The sequence below is a fragment of the Coleofasciculus sp. E1-EBD-02 genome (assembly GCF_040218245.1).
In the GTDB taxonomy this organism is placed as follows: Bacteria; Cyanobacteriota; Cyanobacteriia; order Cyanobacteriales; family Coleofasciculaceae; genus Coleofasciculus.
Map to the genome: position 1 here is coordinate 155,998 of NZ_JAVJQN010000040.1, position 17,899 is coordinate 173,896.

10 protein-coding genes and 1 pseudogene are annotated in these 17,899 nt (G+C 45.7%); 6 read left to right on the forward strand and 5 right to left on the reverse strand.

All coding sequences use genetic code 11. From position 1 onward, the window contains the following. Window positions 1–14: 14 nt before the first annotated feature. Window positions 15–426: pseudogene (gene tnpA, locus RIC07_RS07800) on the forward strand (IS200/IS605 family transposase). Between the two features lie 94 nt (window positions 427–520). Here the strand turns inward: tnpA and RIC07_RS07805 are convergent. The 4 genes from RIC07_RS07805 to RIC07_RS07820 all read right to left on the reverse strand — a co-directional run bounded on the left by RIC07_RS07805 (window position 521) and on the right by RIC07_RS07820 (window position 9,521). Further along, entirely contained in the window at window positions 521–5,350 is a 4,830-nt protein-coding gene (locus RIC07_RS07805; protein WP_446394019.1) for a CHAT domain-containing protein, read from the reverse strand. A gap of 66 nt (window positions 5,351–5,416) precedes the next feature. Further along, entirely contained in the window at window positions 5,417–6,550 is a 1,134-nt protein-coding gene (locus tag RIC07_RS07810) for a hypothetical protein (RefSeq protein ID WP_446394020.1), read from the reverse strand. Next, complete coding sequence (locus RIC07_RS07815) at window positions 6,550–8,382, reverse strand: CHAT domain-containing tetratricopeptide repeat protein (protein WP_446394021.1); 1,833 nt, start codon at window positions 8,380–8,382, stop codon at window positions 6,550–6,552. The genes RIC07_RS07810 and RIC07_RS07815 overlap by 1 nt, the downstream gene beginning before the upstream one ends. 20 nt (window positions 8,383–8,402) lie before the next feature. Then, entirely contained in the window at window positions 8,403–9,521 is a 1,119-nt protein-coding gene (locus RIC07_RS07820) for a DUF1822 family protein (RefSeq protein ID WP_446394022.1), read from the reverse strand. Between the two features lie 235 nt (window positions 9,522–9,756). Here RIC07_RS07820 and RIC07_RS07825 point away from each other — a divergent pair, with 235 nt between their 5' ends. Further along, entirely contained in the window at window positions 9,757–13,167 is a 3,411-nt protein-coding gene (locus tag RIC07_RS07825) for a S8 family serine peptidase (RefSeq protein ID WP_446394023.1), read from the forward strand. A 335-nt stretch (window positions 13,168–13,502) separates the two neighbouring features. On the opposite strand, the gene RIC07_RS07830 is transcribed toward RIC07_RS07825, so the two are convergent. Continuing rightward, a complete protein-coding gene (locus RIC07_RS07830) occupies window positions 13,503–13,682 on the reverse strand; it encodes a hypothetical protein (RefSeq protein ID WP_446394024.1) in 180 nt (59 codons plus the stop codon). Window positions 13,683–13,690: 8 nt separating this feature from the next. On the opposite strand from RIC07_RS07830, the gene RIC07_RS07835 reads away from it, so the two are divergent. The 4 genes from RIC07_RS07835 (at window position 13,691) to RIC07_RS07850 (ending at window position 17,777) form a co-directional block, all read left to right on the forward strand. Beyond that, on the forward strand, window positions 13,691–13,981 hold the full coding sequence (locus RIC07_RS07835; RefSeq protein WP_446338948.1) for a hypothetical protein: 291 nt from the start codon (window positions 13,691–13,693) through the stop codon (window positions 13,979–13,981). Continuing rightward, window positions 13,978–14,286 carry a type II toxin-antitoxin system RelE/ParE family toxin gene (locus tag RIC07_RS07840; protein WP_446338947.1) on the forward strand — a complete coding sequence of 103 codons (309 nt, stop codon included), beginning with the start codon at window positions 13,978–13,980 and terminating at the stop codon, window positions 14,284–14,286. Before RIC07_RS07835 ends, RIC07_RS07840 begins: the two co-directional genes overlap by 4 nt. Before the next feature lie 449 nt (window positions 14,287–14,735). Continuing rightward, window positions 14,736–16,211 carry a hypothetical protein gene (locus RIC07_RS07845; RefSeq protein WP_446394025.1) on the forward strand — a complete coding sequence of 492 codons (1,476 nt, stop codon included), beginning with the start codon at window positions 14,736–14,738 and terminating at the stop codon, window positions 16,209–16,211. A gap of 180 nt (window positions 16,212–16,391) precedes the next feature. Further along, window positions 16,392–17,777: an HlyD family secretion protein gene (locus RIC07_RS07850; RefSeq protein ID WP_446394026.1), complete on the forward strand. Its 1,386-nt coding sequence runs from the start codon at window positions 16,392–16,394 to the stop codon at window positions 17,775–17,777. Window positions 17,778–17,899: the final 122 nt, after the last annotated feature.

Genomic DNA, 17,899 nt, shown 5'->3' on the forward strand with positions numbered 1-17,899 from the left:
AAATAAAACTGTTTATGGATGACGATTACATTTCTAGTGGCAGAGCTATCTCTGACATGAAAGCTCACCTGGTTCTGACAACCAAGTACAGGCTTACATGTTATGACAGGAGCAATGATTTCCAGACTTCATGAGATATTTGGGGATTTATGCCAGAAATGGAATTGCAAAATGATTGAGTTCAATGGAGAGGCTGACCACATCCATTTACTGTTTCAGTACTATCCACAGATGTCTTTGCCCAAATTCGTAAACAGCCTTAAATCTGTTTCTAGTCGCAGAATTCGTCAAGAATTTCCAGATGAGGTAAATGCTGTTTACTGGAAAGACTTGTTTTGGAATAAATCTTATTTCATTGCTTCTTGTGGCGGTGTTACTATTTCTGCTTTAAGAAAATATGTCGAACAACAGGATACACCTGATTGACGGACTCCTTACCTCCGTCCGTCCGCCTATCCATCCCGACGCTGACCCTACGGAACGCGGGGCTTCCGGCGAAGAAGCTAAAAAATCGTGGAAATTACCAAGGAATACCAACCATGGTGAATCCTGCCCAATAATAGGGATGGGATAGTTCGGAATCATTCACGTTTTTCAACTGTTGCGGTAGGCTTACGGTTATATCTGTTCCCACCAGTTGACCCGATTCAATCCGCACTTCTCCCCGCAGCATGGCAATTTGGGCTTGTTGCAGGGCTTTGGCTTTGATGGTAATTTCGTCTTTGCGTAGTTGGGAATAAAATCCCGTCATCAGGGCTAATGTGCCAGCATCGTTGACTTTCCAAAGACTGGCGAGGGCGGATTTGACCCCGGCTTGTACGGCTAAACCCGCAAATCCCATCTCGGCATTTTCATCGCCGACAGCGGTTTTACAGGCGCTGAGGGTTAGGAGTTCCACGGTGGGAGGGGCGTACCATTCGACGAGTCTGAGTTCCTCTAATCCTAGTTTCTCGTCCCACAGTTGGATGTAAGCGCCTTTACCGCCGTCTGAGGGAAAGTCGGCGTGGGTGGCGAGGTGAACGATACTGTAGGGTTTTTGGCGGCGCTGAGTGCGGAGGTTATCCAGGGTAAAGTCTTGGTTTTGGAAGGATTCCCCTGTCCATAAGTTGCCGACAATGGTGGATAATTCTAGGGGAACAGAGGGTAAATTGTCTTGGGTGGAATTGGAAAAGTCGTCCCTTCCCATGGCTAAAACTTGAGCGTCTTTTAGGGTTTGATAACTGGTATCGGTGAGGCTGAAGTTGGGAACAAACCCGATACTGTAGTTTTCAACTAGAAATTGTTGTCCGTCGTGGAGGGCGGCGAGGGGAATTAGGCGTAATCCGGCATCCATGGAGAAGATGAGGGTATCGATTTCTAGGTGTTCGATTTCATTTTCTAGGGGAGCAAGTAGCCATTTGTAGAGGGTTTGAGCAGTGGGTAAGTAGGCATGGCTGGTGTTATTGTTAATCGCGTGGTTGAATTTCTTTAATTCTTGCTCTAGTTTTTTGCGGTTGATATTGGGGATGGTTTTGGGGATGGGTGGGGTGTCGGGGGTGACTAAGACGAGTTGCAGTTGGTCGGGAAAGGCGCGAACATAGATAACCACGGCTCGTTGTCCGGTTTGACTTTCGATGGTTTTTAGGGTTTCGCGTAAGTTGGCGGCGGTGATGTTTTTATCGGTGAGGTTTTCACCAAAGTATTCTTCATATTGGTCTTCAAAGAGTTGGTCGATTTCAGCGACAATATCATCGGGTTGGTTGACTGGTAGTGGCGGGAGAGGGTTGTTAACGTTTAGATTGATAGATTGTTCGCCAGGAAATCTCCAGCTAATATTGTAATTGCCAGTTTCCGGGTCTGGGATAATGCTGGTGGCTGCGTCTAACGTATCCCCAACCCGAAGGGCTAACGACTCGATGGGATTTTGATCTAAGTTTAGCTTGGGTGTTGGTTCTGGTACAGGGATGGGCGTTGGCGGTAGAGGTACAGCGCCCAGAATCGATATAATTTGAATGCGGTCTTTATCCTGTTTGTGGGTAAAGAAATACTCTTCGGTAGGGGCAATTGTCTGGATGGAAGCGTCATCGCCTCTGGTAATTGCTGATTCTGTGCCGTTGATATCAGGATTACCGACAATAAAGGGTATCTCACCATTTCCACCGTGACGGATAATAATAGTACCACCATCCCCACCACCAGCCGTAGAAATACTGGCGTTGATGTTATTTTGATCGGTGAAAGAGTCGGTGGCTTGGAAATAACTGGGAGTGGTAATATCGACATCTCCGCCATTGCCATTCCCCAGACTTTGGGCGTTAATCTGGCTGACTTGAATATTGCCACGGGCGTTGAGAGTAATATCACCGCCATCATTAAGGTTAGAGGAATCAAGAATATCTGTTTCGATTTGTCCGCTATTGCTGGTAAGGGAAATACCTGCGGGTGAAGTAATCGTTTCGGTTTTGATGTGTCCGTTGGTGCTAGTGAGAGCAATGCTTTCTGGAGAGGTGAGGTTATCCGTGATGATGTTATTGACGGTTGTGATGTCTATACCTTGAGGATTATCAGTGATGTTGCCTTGGACAGTTAAACTGTTGAGGGGGGTTGAGTTGCCAACGATATCACTAAATTGAATAATGCCGTTTTCGGTTTTTAGGGTAAGATTTTGAGTCCCGTTAACGGTATCTTGAAAGCTAATATCACCTGTACCGGAGATAGTGACAGCAATATCATCGGCTAGGTTGACTGCACCATCAAAGGTAATAAAATTTTCATTGGTTTCGATATCGCCTTTGGTAGTAATGGTATTCTCGGCAGTGAGCTGAATTTCTCCACCTGTGCTGGAAAATGAAAAGGCATCAACTTGAGCGGCGGTAATGTTATTCGCTGCATCAAGGCTGATATTGCCACCTGTGCCAAATGCGGATGCGGTAATGAGTGCGCCTTGGCTGGTGTCGATGTTAGCGTTTTCGCTAGTAATGGTGATGTTTCCACTATTGCCACTAAAGCCACTGATAAAGGTAGTAATTTCACCAGTAGAAATATTACTCGGTGCAAACAGAGTGATATCACCGCCATTATCACCGCCAGCCGCGTTGATAATTCCAGCCGTGGTATTGATGGTAGCGCCGCTAATGAGTTGAATCGAACCCCCATCCAATTTGGCATTTGAACTGATGTCACTGGTGATAATATCACCGCCAGCGCTCAGGGTAATGTTGCCACCACTTTCAGTATCAATAGAGGAGCTATCAATGCCTGAATTGACAGTAATTGAACCATTATGACTGATGATTTCTACTTCACCTGCACTGGATGCGCCAGTAACAGAAATAGGGTTTAGACTCCGGCTAAATTCAAAAGCCGTACCCGTACCTTGACCGACAAATGACGCGACAGAATCGAGGGTAATATCTCTAGCAGCTTCAAGGTAAACTGTACCGCCTTGTGCATCAAGAGCTGTAGTGCCTTCTTCACCTTGAGGATAAGCGTAGCTGCGAATTCCTTCGTTGGGAATAGATATAGAGCCGTTGTAACTAATAATCCTAACATTTCCACTATTCGAGTTGCCATCAGCAGCTAAAGGTAAAGGGGGAGGAAAATTATCATCGATGAAAGTGAAACCTTCTAATTCAACGGTTCCTCCAGAAAATGAGCTAACACCCTGATTGATGGTTATGTCGCCCTGAGCTTCAAGATTAATATGGCCGCCATTAGCATTTCCACTATGGTAGTCATTGCCACCAGAAGTATCTAAGGAATCAGCGATGATGCTTCCTCCGCTAGTAAGGCTAATATCCCCACCACTGTTTTTCTCTGACCTTGTGCTGAGACTGCCTACAGTCATATTATCTCCAGCAGTAATATTAATATCCCCACCACTGTTGTAATTTGAACTTGTGCTGAGATTGCCTACAGTAATATTACCTCCAGCAGTAATGTCAATATCTCCCATGTCGCCTTTTCCCTGGCTATCGTCTAACTGAATATCTGGAGTGGAGATATTTTGATTTGCTATTAAGGTAATTGAGGCATTGTAAACTGATTCAATCTTACCAGTTCCCGTAATCGAACCTCCATAAATCGTCACTGGGTAAGGGAATCGTATGGGCACAGTGAAGCCTCCGAATTCAACAAATTGCCGTTCTTTGATATTAACAATACCACTTCCATCAGGACGTCCAATCGTGATAGAGTTAAAGTCACTTAAGAAGAAGGTATAGAACTCCTTGGTTATAATAGCTAGCGTATCTGCGCCGCTATCGGTTAAACCTCCGAGGGTAATATTTTGACTAGGATCTGAGGGCTGAAATACAATGTTGCCAGTACCTCTGACCGAGTAAGAATCTCCTATCAAGTCAATTTCATTTCCCGTCAATGTAATATCACCACTGCCTGTATTGATTCCTGATACTGTAAGGTTCTGATGAGCATAAAAATCAACCGAACCGTCTTCTGTTTGAATGTCTGCTAGGAGAATCACTGTCCCCGCTTCATTTGGAATAGTTATTTCCGATTCTTTTAGCTGAGTTTCCACCGTCTCAGCACTCCCTGTTAACAACGTCGCTAAATCTAACGGCGCAATCGGCAACACCACCCCATCCTGATTTCTGGGCGGTGCTATTTCTAAACTCAATAATTGTCCCGGTTGACTAATCCTCACCAAACTTTCCCCCGGAACCGCCGCAACTGTAATATTTCCTCCTGGTGCAGCTAATTCCCCAGTGCTGATAACAGTACCCCCCAGTAAGGTTAAATTATGCCCCTCTGTTACCGCTAAATTCCCCGCATTAATCACACTTCCCGGTTGCGCCAAATCAAAGGCAAAACCACTGGGATTTCCGACTAAAGTCTGATACTCATTTCCACCAAAGGCATTAAACCAATTCCCCTCACCAAAACCAATTCCTGTGGCTGTTGTCGCAGTAAAATCTGCCGGGACATTCAATTGAGCATTTGCGCCAAACACAATCCCCGCCGGATTCATGAGAAATAAATTAGAATTGCCGCCAGTTACCTGAATCAATCCGTTAATAATTGAAGCATCACCGCCAACCACCCGCCCGAAAATATTGCGAATGTCAGGATTCGATAAAAAGTTAGCAATTTGACCCGACTCTAATCCAAATTCCTGGAAACTATGGAATAAATTCGCCCCATCTTCCGAAAGGGTGTTGCCTTCAATATTAAACTGATTGCCATCAATAGTAATCGTTGTCGCAGTTCCATCGGTTTCTGCTTTAATCGATTGGGCTTGCACCCATTCACTGCTAAATGGTGTGAACAGAGCAATTGCTGCTATCCATCGGCTAATTGTTTTGATGGCTGAGTGGTTGTTTCTGAGTAAATGCGATACCTGATTTATAAACATAGTTTTCTCCTCTTTATGTAGAGACGTTGCATGCAACGTCTCTACAAGTTTATGATGTGAAAATTATCATTCATTGATTAAGTCCTCCAACATGGTTTCTAACTGTTTCACCCGTTCCCCATCTCCTAACCGTTGATAGACATCCAAAGCCAAATTAAACGAACGAATCGCGGCATCGTTTTGATCTAATGCCAACTGGGTTTGTGCCAACCCCTCTAATCCGGCGGCTTGTTCTTCTAAATCATTTGGATTGACTAACGCCACCGCTTTGGTATAGTAAGTATTAGCTTGGGGAACTAGCGCCAACTCATCTAAATAGAGTTCCCCTAAACGGCGATAAATCGGGGCTGATTCCACCCCACTAGCCACTAACTCTTCCAAAAGCGCGATCGCAGCGGCAATCAGGTGGTTCTCTGCATATAGCTGAACCTGTGCTAGGGCTTTGGCTGAGTCTTCCCAGTCTTGTTGGCTAATTTCGGCGGCTTTGTCGCGAACAATCTCAGCTTGAGCGGGATCGAGTACAGTAAAATGAAGTCCTCCCGGTCGAGACGGTTCGTCTAAGGATGACGCCCCTGGGTTAGCTTGGATGATGGCTAAATATTCAACACCAGGATTCAGCGGTGACTCCCCCGGATAAGCCACTTGCGTCTCACTTACCTCAGTTGTCCAATTTGCCACCACCTCACCCTTCGGCGTCACCCCTTCTACCGTGACGGTGTAACTCGTCGCCCCCGGTACCGGATTCCAGCGTAGCGTCGGTTGCTGAGTCAGTAACGCCGTGCGACGGGGACTGATCAGGTAAGGGATAGGCGCATTACTCCAAGCAATTTTATCACCGCGATCGGGACAATCCACCAAATTACTGTTACATTTATCCTCTTCAGTTTCCCTGGCGCAGCGATTCAACTGCTGTTCCCCCGCCGATACCAACCATGGAGTTGAATCCGCACAGTACACCAAAACTTGCGCCCCGTTGGTTGTCAACAGTTGATCTCCAGGATACAGATAGGTTCCCGGACTTGGGGATAAGATACTACCATGCGATCGCTCTATCTGTACCTCACCTTGAATTTGAATAATTTGTCCATTGGCAAGTCTCCGGGATGTGGCTAAAGCGATGCCCATTTTCCAACGTGGCGCTGTTAACCCAATCATCGCCAGTAAACTCAGACTCATTGCCATAAACTGTTGAGATTTCATCAATTTCCCCCGGTTTCTACACGTTGGTTTGCCCAACTAATACAGTCATGTTGTTCCGGAACCCGATGTTGTGAATACTTCAGCGTATTCTTCCAGGCTGTCAGCGCCTCTTGTTCTCTCCCCTTAGCGTCTAAAACTTGAGCCAAGAGACAGTGGGAATGCGGGCTATCGACTTCTAATTCAATCGCTTGGCGCAGATTTTTTTCCGCCGCGATTAAATTCTCTTCCTTTAATAATATCCAACCTAAATTTTTTAAGCAGGCGGCTTTGACGGCATCATAGTCCGTCAATTGTAAACATTGATGAATCGCCGATAACGCTTCTCTATGGTTATCATCAATAATCTGCAAACGAGCCACTTGAGCATAGCCTTCCGGCAGTCCCCGTAGCGCTGCCTGTTGGTATCCTTGAAAGGCACAATTCACATCATTTAGGTCTTTATCACAGAGATAGGCTAAATTATAGTGAGGAATGGCATAACTAGGATTAAACCAAGTAGCGGTGCGGTAGTAAATTTGAGCTTGCCAAAGCTGCCCGTTTTTGTGCTTTTCCACGCCGAATTGATCTAGAGACTTTGCTATCCAATCCCCGGCTAAAACATAGCTACTGATACAGCCAAATACCAGGATTGGGCTAAACTTAATTAACCCGTTTAAAGCCGGACGGAATAATCGGAATCTAGGAGTAATAGCAGCACCAGAAACCTGACTCGGCAACTGCCCAGAACCCCGCAATTCCGGCAACGTTAGGGGTATTACCGCCGGATGCTGGCAAATCACAGGCAACCAACTCGCCCCCGGAAATCGATCCTCTAACCCTTTCAATCGTTGCCGCGCCTGTCTTACTGCTAAATGCAAGGGTTCTCCCCAAGCAAATTCGCGCAAAAAATACTGTAAAAACGCTTGAGCCACAGCATCAACAACAGGTTCCCGCATGGCAATGGTTGGCGGTAAAGGAATTCGGGCGGCGGCTAAATCTCGCACCAATCCCAACCCATCACAGGAGTTAAAAATAACCAACTGTAATCCCCGCTCAATTGCCCGACTCAGGGCTTCTTGTAACTCATAAATGGTTAAACTATTATGCTGTGTATTTTGATTAATAAAAATCCGTCCATTTTGAGCATTCTCATCACTCACACTATGTCCAGCAAAGACTAAAATATCCCACCCTGCTTGCCACAGTTGATCATTCAATTCTTCTCGTTCCGGTTCCACCAACAACTTCGCCTCTACCCCCGGTAACTGTCGCAGCAGACGCCAATCTTTCTTAACATTAATTCCGCGACTATTCCCCAGAATCACTAGCAATTTTACCGCCGCACCCGCAGGCTTAAACCGTTGCCGAATTGGGGCTGGATAGTTAGAACTACTCAAACAAACTTCAGCATAAGGGAAATCCTGTTTTGCCAAACTCCAGAGATGCCAAGGGAGTCGCCATACCTGATCATTATCACTTTCAACAATAATCTGAATCTGTTGACTCGGACTTAATTGAGTTCTCAGTTGCGACTCAATCCCCTGAAATCCCGCCGCCGCCAACCACCCATTAATACTGGTTTCTAACCGCTGAGTAATCTCACCAAACGCCCCATCAGAAATATTGGTAATCCCAGAGGGAGCAACTTCGATAGGGGAACGTTTATTCTGGCGATAAAGTAACTGATAAAGGAGCCGCCAATTGGTGTACAGTTGCGGAATTTCCGGTGCTGGCGGCAACGAACCACTCATTTGCATCCCCAGATTTCCCGGTTGTCCCAACCGTGCCGTAACTGAAGGAAATCCCTGATTAAAATCCCCTTGTCCTAAATTTAAGACGACTAACTCACTCATAGCGGTAATGGGGGCAACAATCAGACAACAAAGGATTCAGTAATACTCACGTCACCCAGAATTAGTTGTAAACTAAAATGGGTTCCAGGTTCAACTTTAAACGGTCGCAATTGAATACAGATATCTTGACCTCTCGATTCCACTTCCTGGAGAACCTCTCCCGGATCAGACTGTAAAATGAGTTTCAGGTGAGGAGATAAATACGCCTCCCCCATTGCCGGATAAACTTGCACAACCAAACTAATTCTGCCATCCGTTTCTTGGGTTAATGCCACCAGCAGGGCAATCATTTTAGTTCCCAACTGTAGCCCCAAATCCAGCAACTTTGCCCGCATCACATCGGCTTCTGGCAGCAATTGCAGTCCCCGTTCTCCTCTAGGAGTTGTCGAGGCTAACCCGCCGCGAAATTGAGGTTGGAGATTAGGTTTAGCCCCAAATACCTGTTCAATCGCCTGCCATCCCTGATCAAAAATCTGCCCAAACCATTGACCCAAATTCAACCGAGAATCCTGGCGCTGGGGGGATGCAGGATTGGTGGTTGTTTCGAGTAGGGATGTTGCATCTTGCCAATTGGTTTCAAAGACATTTTCTAACCACTGACTCAGGCGAACTTGGGGTTGTGTCAGACTGTCCAGATGGTCTAATAAAGCATCCACGGATTCCAGTTGATGCCAGAATAATTCACCCGTTCCCGCCGTTTTAGTAAATCCCAGCAGCGTGGCTTTTTTGGTCTGTTGATTAATGTCTACGACAACATAACCAATGCGTTCATCCTGCACTTCTAGGGGAATCGGGCAGAGTGGCACAGTGGAGGATTGAATCGGTGTCTCCAAGTCTTTAATTATTTCTGAGAGAACCGGGCGACATTCCAATTTTCCCAATCCCGTCACCATCAAATCAGCCACATCCTCACACATCCGCACCACGGGATTCCAGCTATCGCTTTGCTGCAAATTGGTGTCAATTCCCATTAATTGTAAATAGTCATGCACCGCCTGTACTGCCAGGGTATTCAAATAAACCTGTTCAGATTTTTGCGGATTGGGAATTGCCGCCGCAAATTGTTCAGCCGTCTGAATGGCTTTGCGGGTAATTGGCATAGGTAAGACTGTTTCATTGAGCATTTGTAGGTTAGCCATAATAGGTTACACTCCGTCCCCGAAGTTGGGAACTAGAAATAAACTGAACTCTTTTTCGATGCAAACCTGTCCCTACTCTTAGTTATCCCTGAGAATTGGAAATTTTTTGTCGAATCCTCAAATTTTTTGGGTCTTAGTGTGAAGTTTTGTAAAAAAAACTGCCTATAGACAAAAAAGATAGACCCAGTAAATGACAGGTAAACAGAAGGATTTCACCGCAAAGGACAATAATTCTATGAAGCGTTTAGATGTAGCGACAAGCAAACAGACAGCCACGGTACCGTCTCCAGCATCCAGCACCAAGGCGCGATCGCACAATGGTGTTTTCCGATGGCTGACGAGTTTTTGGAATGGTTTATTCGGCTCAAAATCACCACCCCATCACCAATCCCTCGATGACAAGTCCCCAGTATTGCTACAGGCGTTTATCCTCGAACCCATGTACACCCCCAGTGGTTTGGTGGATGGCATTGATGAGACACCCGACTTAGCGACAATGGATATTGATACCCCCGAACTCCCAGAATTGGGTGAGGAGTGGGATATCTCAGACGGGGAAAGTCAAACTTCTAGCAATGCGGATGGGGATGTCGATGTAACCCCGGAAGATACCGCTGATAGCAGTGCCGAAACGACGCCAGAGACACCACTGTTAACGGATCAACTCGAAAACATTCCCTTTATCAATCCTACCTTTGAGTCTGGCACATTCACCGTCGGCGAAACTGGGGAGGTGAGTATTGATTTCCTCTTTGATGGGGGTAGCTATCAGGGAGAATTAGCTATCTTTAGTTTAGATGGCATGAATGAATTTGAACCCGGTTCAGAGGAATTCATCCAAGAAGCCGCCTCTCGTGCATTGAGTGATTCAGAATTAGGTCATATTGCCATTGCGGATCAAACAGAAGGCGCACGCTTTTCCGGTGAACTTGGAGAAGCGGATAACAATGCTGGCGACTATTTGGGTGTAAAAACAGTCCAAATGCGTCCAGGAGATGAATTTGGCGTAATGCTAGTACCCAATGGTACAGTGCAGCAAGTATTTGATAACCCGGATGCGGGGGGTACAATCCGTCCTCTATTTTCCATGGCAACGGCGAATCCAGAAGATGCGTTTCATACGGGACAAATAGCCGATGTCACGGGCGATGGTAGCACGTTTGTTATGGAAGACTTGCGGGTAGATGCTGATTGGAATGACCAGGATTATAACGATGTTGTTTTCCAAGTGCGGGGGGCGACAGGTAACGCGGCATTGATGGATGATGTGGTTGACCCCAATCACGATTGGCGCGGTACAGATATGGGTGAGGCGTTGATTGAATATGCCAGACCTTATATTACTCCAGATACCCCTGATGATGGTGGACTATTAACTGATGATAGTTCAATCGATGAGGGTGAAATCGTTACCGAACCCACGACGGATGAATCAACGGATGTTGTTATCGATGAACCCGTTAACACCAGTGAAATTATCACCGAACCGACAACAGATTCTGAACCGATTGAGTATGAGTTTCCCCAGGAAAATCAGCCGTTAGTCGGCATTATTGATACAGGTTTCAGTGACAATAATCCTGATATTGACTATAGCCGAATCAGTTTAGGGCAAGACCGGATTGATGGCGATGATAACCCTCTATTAACCACAGATGAGGGGAATGAACATGGCACCCATGTATTAGGTACTATTGGGGCGACTCAAGATAATGATATTGGCGTTGAAGGGATTAATGATGATGCGCCAATTTGGGTTGGACGTGCTGTTGGTTCTGGCAAGTGGGCAGAATCATTAGTGGAATTTGTTGATGCGGCTCAAGAATCGGGACAACCCAATGCTGTGGTTAACTTGAGTATGGATTTAACCCAAATTGATGCGGATGGAAATGTTACCACTCGTTATGAGTTTACCCCAATGGAACGGGCGGCGATTGAGTATGCCCGTCAAAATAATGTCATGCTGGTGGTGGCGGCGGGGAATGATGGCGGCGTGATGTCGGTATTAGGACAGGCTTCTCAGGAGTTTGACAATATTATTACGGTTGGTGCAGCCGAACAGTTTGACCCGAATACATCAGTTTGGCAAGGATTTGAGCGGAGTAATTATTCGAGCTACGGTAATGGTTTAGACATTATGGCTAACGGGGGGACAATTGACAATCCCACCCTATCATTGACGGATGAAGGTGTAGGAACAATGGCGGGAACCTCGGTAGCAACTGCCAATGTGACGGGAGCCGCATCGCAAATTTGGGCGGCGAATCCTGAACTGAGTTATCGTCAAGTGATTGATATTCTCAAGGATACAGCAACAGATTTAGGCACACCCAACTGGAACTCAGAAACGGGTACAGGGTTGTTGAACATGGCGGCGGCTGTCAATCTGGCGAAGGCTACGCAGCCAGAAACTCATTATGCTCCCTCCAGTCTCATTCCTGAAAGTTGGAGTGGAGAAGGACAATTTACACCAGGGGAACGGGCAGCATCGACTCCCTTTATGGGTAAATACTATGACTGGGTTCCTTATACCATTCAATCCGGTGATACGCTCTCGGAAATTGCTCTCCGGACAATGGGGAATGGTTCTGCCACTTATTACAATTTCATTGCACAACACAATGGTATTGCTAACCCCAATTTTATCTCTACAGGTAGTACCATTCAGATTCCCCAGGAAGTTTCTGCACCTGCTCCACCACCTAGCGAGAACCCTGGAGATAATAATACTCCCACTTCCTTTACAGGTCGAATCATTGCCACCATTGGCGCAAATGTTCGCTCTGGACCGAGTACGGGTAATTCTCTTGTGGGAACCCGAAACTATGGTGAAAGAGTTACCTTTGATCAAGTCGCGACGGGTGAGTTTATTTCATTTCCTAGCTTAGGAACTGCAACAGACAAATGGTACAAAATACAGGGAAGCAATGAGTGGATTTCAGCCGCGATTGTTAATGGTAGCCCCGACAATTCGCTCAATGAACCTCCCGCCAGTCCGGGTGAACAGCAACAGTATATTATTAAGTCTGGAGATACCCTTTGGGGGATTGCCCAGCGATACTTAAACGATGGTAGTCGCTGGCGGGAAATTACCAAAGCCGATGGTAGTACATTTACTGAGGCGGAAGCGACGCGACTGCAAGTTGGGATGTCAGTCTATTTACCTGTTGGTTATACAACGGGTCCTGGAACACCTGTTACACCTCCTCCTAACCCCGAACCACAACCTACATCTTGGCAACATCCTCTGCCAGGTTATCCAGTAACAAGTGAATTTGGTTGGCGAACCTATTACCACAATGGTCAACAGATAACAAATTACCATAAAGGCATTGATTTGGGTACTTCTGGAACCACTCCTCCTGTTAAAGCGGCAAAAAGCGGAAAAGTCTCTTTTGCTGGCTGGAATGATCAAGGATATGGCAATTTAGTCATTATTGATCATGAAGATGGATTTAAAACCTACTATGCTCACCTCTCTCGTATTTCTGTGTCTCCTAATCAATACGTTAAGGGAGGTGATCACATCGGTAATGTTGGCAAGACAGGATTATCATTTGGAGAGCATCTTCACTTTGAGGTACGTGTTGCTCCCTACGGATATAAAGATAACAGTAAGAACCCTCGTGATTACATCCAATTCTGATTGTGTAATCAGAGTCTTGCAAGCCAGCTAGTTAAGCGATCGCCCTCTCCCTCCCGGTTAGCGCCAATCCCTTATCAAAAGAGCGATCGCCTAAAACACACCTCCATTTTGAGTCAGGGCGGGTTTTGTTGAAAAGTTATCAATAACATCAAAATTAAGCGGCTAAACCCGCCCCTACAAATACCTGGACTCCCACGCGATCGCCCTCTCCCTCCCGGTTAACGCCAATCCCTGATCAAAAGCGCGATCGCCTAAAACACACCTCCATTTTGAGTCAGGGCGGGTTTTGTTGAAACGTTATCACAAACATCAAAATTAAGCGGCTAAACCCGCCCCTACAAATACCTGGACTCCCACGCGATCGCACTTTCTCTATCCCCAGGGTGCGATCGCGTTTTCCCATTCCCCAGATCCCCCATGTCATCAGGAATGGAAGCTTGAGGGTGTGGAAGTGCGATCGCTAACTGGGTGACTACGATACAGTAGAGGTATACTTCAACTCTTGCCCCGATCAAAGGTAAAAATGCAAATTACTTTGAGTCAAGAACAAACCCAAGTCCTTGAAGCTTTGGTCAAGCATGGACAATATCCCTCCTTAGAGGAAGCTCTCAACACAGCCTTGCTGTTATTAATCGATGATGTTGCCCTTTCCAATGGGAATGATAGCCCAGACTATTTAGCATGGGTTGACGCAACTCGGCAGAAAATTAACCGAGCACGAGAACAGGCACAACGCGGCGAAGTGCTAAATGCAGAAGATGTACTCGCTCAACTTAGAAATAAAGTGCAACAAGCAAGAGAACGCACTGTATGAAATCCTTGGTCATTACGGTTGAAGCTAGTAGAGACTTATCAGCAATTTCTGATTATTTTTTAGAGCAAAGTGTCGATGCGGGCGATCGCTTTGTGGAAGCGTTTGGTAAAAAATGTCAGCATCTGGCACAGTTTCCATACTTGGGGCGATCCTATTCCCAGCTTGCCTCTGGTTTACGGGGTGTACCATTGATGGGCTACATCATTTTTTATCAAATTGTTGAAAATGAAGATAAAATTGAAATTTTGCGGGTTATTAGTGGTTATCGTAACTTAAAAAACATTTTCACGCGCAGACTGAATTGAAGAATTGCTTTACTACTACCTTTTCGATTGTAAGCTGTTCGACATTTAAACCTTAATATTAGTAATAGCGAAATCCCTGTAGTGCGAGCATCTTGCTCGCTACCCATTCCAAATTCAAATGCATGACAGCTTACCCCTAAGTAACTAAACTCGCCCGACTCAGGTTTCTGGACTTCCCGTGAAAGTTAGGGTCAATTTCCGCCAATGAACCCTATCAGTGTCAGGTTGTGATACCTTCTGATACCTTTTGATAGCAATCAGTCGATTGAACTTGATACCTAACGGGGGGTTCTAAAACCAGAAATCCCTTTTTAATAAATATAGAGTCAAACCTTAGGATAGTGCCGTTTTCTTTTGTCTGACTACTTAGCGCACGTTGGAAAAAGGGCGCACGTCAGTGCGCCCCTACCCAAAATCGGCATAAAAAACAAACAGTTACAGATCTAGCCATGAATAACACCATTCACCCACCCCCCAATCAACCAGACTATAACAACTGGATTTGTCCCGATATAACAACTTACTGGAAACTCAGCCAACAACGGAACTCCAGCCAATTCATCCTTCACACCCCAGATAACCACCATCACCATCAATTCTCCCCCACTGAAGCCCAAGCGCTGCGTTATTTCACCGGACATTATACCGTCAACCAAATTCAACAGAAACTCGGCGAAACCCTCCCACCCAATTTCGTCAAACAACTCCTGCAAAAATTAATCACCCTCAACATTCTCGCCCTAGAACCCTCCCACCTAAACCAGCCCAAATATACCCCATCCTCACACCAAAATCCCAATCACCCCCATCTCAAATCCAGCCTGCAATGGATTCAACACACCGACAACTATTGGATACTTCGTAACCCCGAAGATAGAACCTTTCTCCAACTCAACAATCAGACAAAAACTATAATTAACGCCCTCGAACACCTATCCCCCAATGCTATCTGCCAAACCTATAACATTCCTCCCAACCAACTGCGAACTCTCCTGCAACAACTCGCCGCCACCGCCATGCTAGAAGGAACCAAACCCCCGAAACCCCGCCGAGGCAAATTCACCCCCTTACAACTCTTATACTTCCGCATTCCCCTGTTTAATCCTGATCCTTGGTTAAGCCGTCATGTTAATAACCTGTCCTGGATTTGGACAAAGCATTTTGCTCTCACATTAGGTCTATTTTTAACCGTTTCCCTAATTATTGGACTCCACCAACACCAGGAAATTGTAGCGATTGGACAAAAACTAATCACTACACAAGGTAGTAACTTACTTCTCCCCTTTATTCTCCTCGCCTTACTTGTGGTATCCCTCCACGAACTCGGTCATGCCTTCACCCTAAAACATTATGCCAATCAAGTTCCTCACCTGAACCTGCAAGTCTCAGAAATGGGAGTATTTTTCATGTTTCTTATGCCTGCGGCGTATACAAACACCAGTGATGCCTATTGTTTGGTGAAACAATATCAACGAGTTCTGGTTGTCGCCGCCGGGGTTCTCTGTCAACTAATTATTGCCGCGATCGCGCTTTGGTTATGGAATGGTTCTGTATCCGGGAGTTGGCTATTTACTACCACTTATCTATTAATGGGGGCGGCATTATTCACCGTTGCCCTTAACCTCAATCCCCTGGCTAAATTTGATGGCTATTATCTCGCCGTAGCCCTAACGGGAATTAATAATTTACGCAGTCGTTCCTTTAAGTTTTACGGCAATCTGCTGCGACGGAAACCGATTCAAGAACGTCCCCGCGACGCCTGGATTCTGGCAGCTTATGCCCCGTTTAGTTTTCTCTATCTGCAATTTATTTTCGGATTTATTCTCTATCGAGTAGTAGGCTGGAGTTTTGCTAATATTCCAACTCTGGCGATGAGTTTGTTGGTTCTCTGGGCGATTTATTTCTATTTTCCCCGCGATCAATGATTGGTATTCCTGCGGTGTTGAGTCAGGGCGGGTTTAGTCACATCTGGGTAAGAGACGAAAGGATAATCGTGAAACCCGCCCCTACAGAACCTCTAAATTATTGTTAATTCTGGGTGAGGTGAAAAATGATAATAATGACACCCGCCCCGACCAAAAAATTCAATTGAGGATTATCTCATCATGAACACTTCCATTAATTCCCGCCAAAATCAACTCAAAGTTGTGCCACCACAACCTAAACCCCCAGTACAACCAGCCTCAGATTCCTCCGCTTTACCCAAACCGGAAAAGCGAACCTCTGTTAACCTGAAAAAATGGCTCCTAATTACCGCAATTATGGCAGGTGTCGGATACGTTACCTTTATCCCCGAATTTCCTCACTCAGTACGCGGAGAAGCCGATATCACCTCTACCTCCAACGCCCGCCAAGATGTTACATTAAAAGTAGCTGGTGTGATTAAACAAATCTATGTAAAACCCAATCAACCTGTCCGCAAAGGCGATAAACTCGTACAATTAGAAAGCCAGGAAATAGAAAGCGCGATCGCAAATGCCCAAACTGAACTGGGAAAAGCCCAATCCGCCTTACAAGACGCCTTGCGATTAGTTGAAGATTTACGGGCTAACCATGCTGAAATGCTAGTTCTAGAAGACAATGCCCGTCAAGCGGCGAATCGAGTTCAACAAGAACTTACTAGCATTCACCAAGGCAATTCTACCCCCCAAATTCAAGCATTAGAACGGGATATTGAAGGACTTTACCAGAAAAAAGACCAACTTTCTGCCAGTCTCACAATTCGCCAGCAGCGTCTGAAAACCATTAAAGCCGTGAACCAAGAAGCGGGGAGTTCTGTAATTCCAGCGATTCGGGTTGATGAACTTCTAGATGATACCTATAGCCGCAAAGCTGAACTGGCTGAACTGACCAGTTTAATTAGCAGAAAACAAGCCCAAATTCAATCTTTTGTCAAAGAACTTAACGATAAATTCACCCTCGCCCAAGCTGAATTAAACGCCGCCACCGCCGCCAGAATATCCGTCGAGGAAAACCTAAACGCCGCCCAACTTGTGGTTAAGGATCGTCAGCGTCAAATCGAAGAATTAACCGCAGAAGTTCAGCGTCAACTATCCCGGCGAGACCAACTGATTTTGGTTGCAGATACAACGGGAACTATCATCACCGAAGACTTGGACTTGCTGAAAAATACTTGGCATCCTGCGGGTCAGAAAATCATGGAAATTGTTGATTTATCTGACTTAACCGTCATTGCCAAGATTCGCCAAGAAGATGAAAAGTTTATCCTTCAAGGTGATCAAGTTAAGTTCTACAAACAAGGAGAACTGCAACCTTATACTACAGCGGTAGAAAATATTTCCTCAGCCCTGCAATCCGATGAAAATCAAATTAAACCCATCTGGACAGTACGACTTTCGATTACCAATGACGATAGCAATCCGATGAAACCGGGAATGACGGGCTATGTTGCCATCGAAACGCGACCGATGACCCTATTTGCTAAACTCAAACATGAAGTTCTCAAAGTTGTGCGTCCGATTTTTATCTGAAATTGTTTGATAAGGGGTTGGCTGAAGACGACAGATTTAACCCAGGGAGTTGGGTTTCCTTGCGTTTTCCCAACCTACAAAAACGACTACTGAATGAGCCGTATCCTGCACATTCAATCAAT

Excerpts from the sequence above, each read along its gene's own strand:
- RIC07_RS07805 (WP_446394019.1), bottom strand. The coding sequence starts at position 5,350 with ATGTTTATAAATCAGGTATCGCATTTACTCAGAAACAACCACTCAGCC.
- RIC07_RS07810 (WP_446394020.1), bottom strand. The coding sequence starts at position 6,550 with ATGAAATCTCAACAGTTTATGGCAATGAGTCTGAGTTTACTGGCGATG.
- RIC07_RS07815 (WP_446394021.1), bottom strand. The coding sequence starts at position 8,382 with ATGAGTGAGTTAGTCGTCTTAAATTTAGGACAAGGGGATTTTAATCAG.
- RIC07_RS07820 (WP_446394022.1), bottom strand. The coding sequence starts at position 9,521 with ATGGCTAACCTACAAATGCTCAATGAAACAGTCTTACCTATGCCAATT.
- RIC07_RS07825 (WP_446394023.1), top strand. The coding sequence starts at position 9,757 with ATGAAGCGTTTAGATGTAGCGACAAGCAAACAGACAGCCACGGTACCG.
- RIC07_RS07835 (WP_446338948.1), top strand. The coding sequence starts at position 13,691 with ATGCAAATTACTTTGAGTCAAGAACAAACCCAAGTCCTTGAAGCTTTG.
- RIC07_RS07840 (WP_446338947.1), top strand. The coding sequence starts at position 13,978 with ATGAAATCCTTGGTCATTACGGTTGAAGCTAGTAGAGACTTATCAGCA.
- RIC07_RS07845 (WP_446394025.1), top strand. The coding sequence starts at position 14,736 with ATGAATAACACCATTCACCCACCCCCCAATCAACCAGACTATAACAAC.
- RIC07_RS07850 (WP_446394026.1), top strand. The coding sequence starts at position 16,392 with ATGAACACTTCCATTAATTCCCGCCAAAATCAACTCAAAGTTGTGCCA.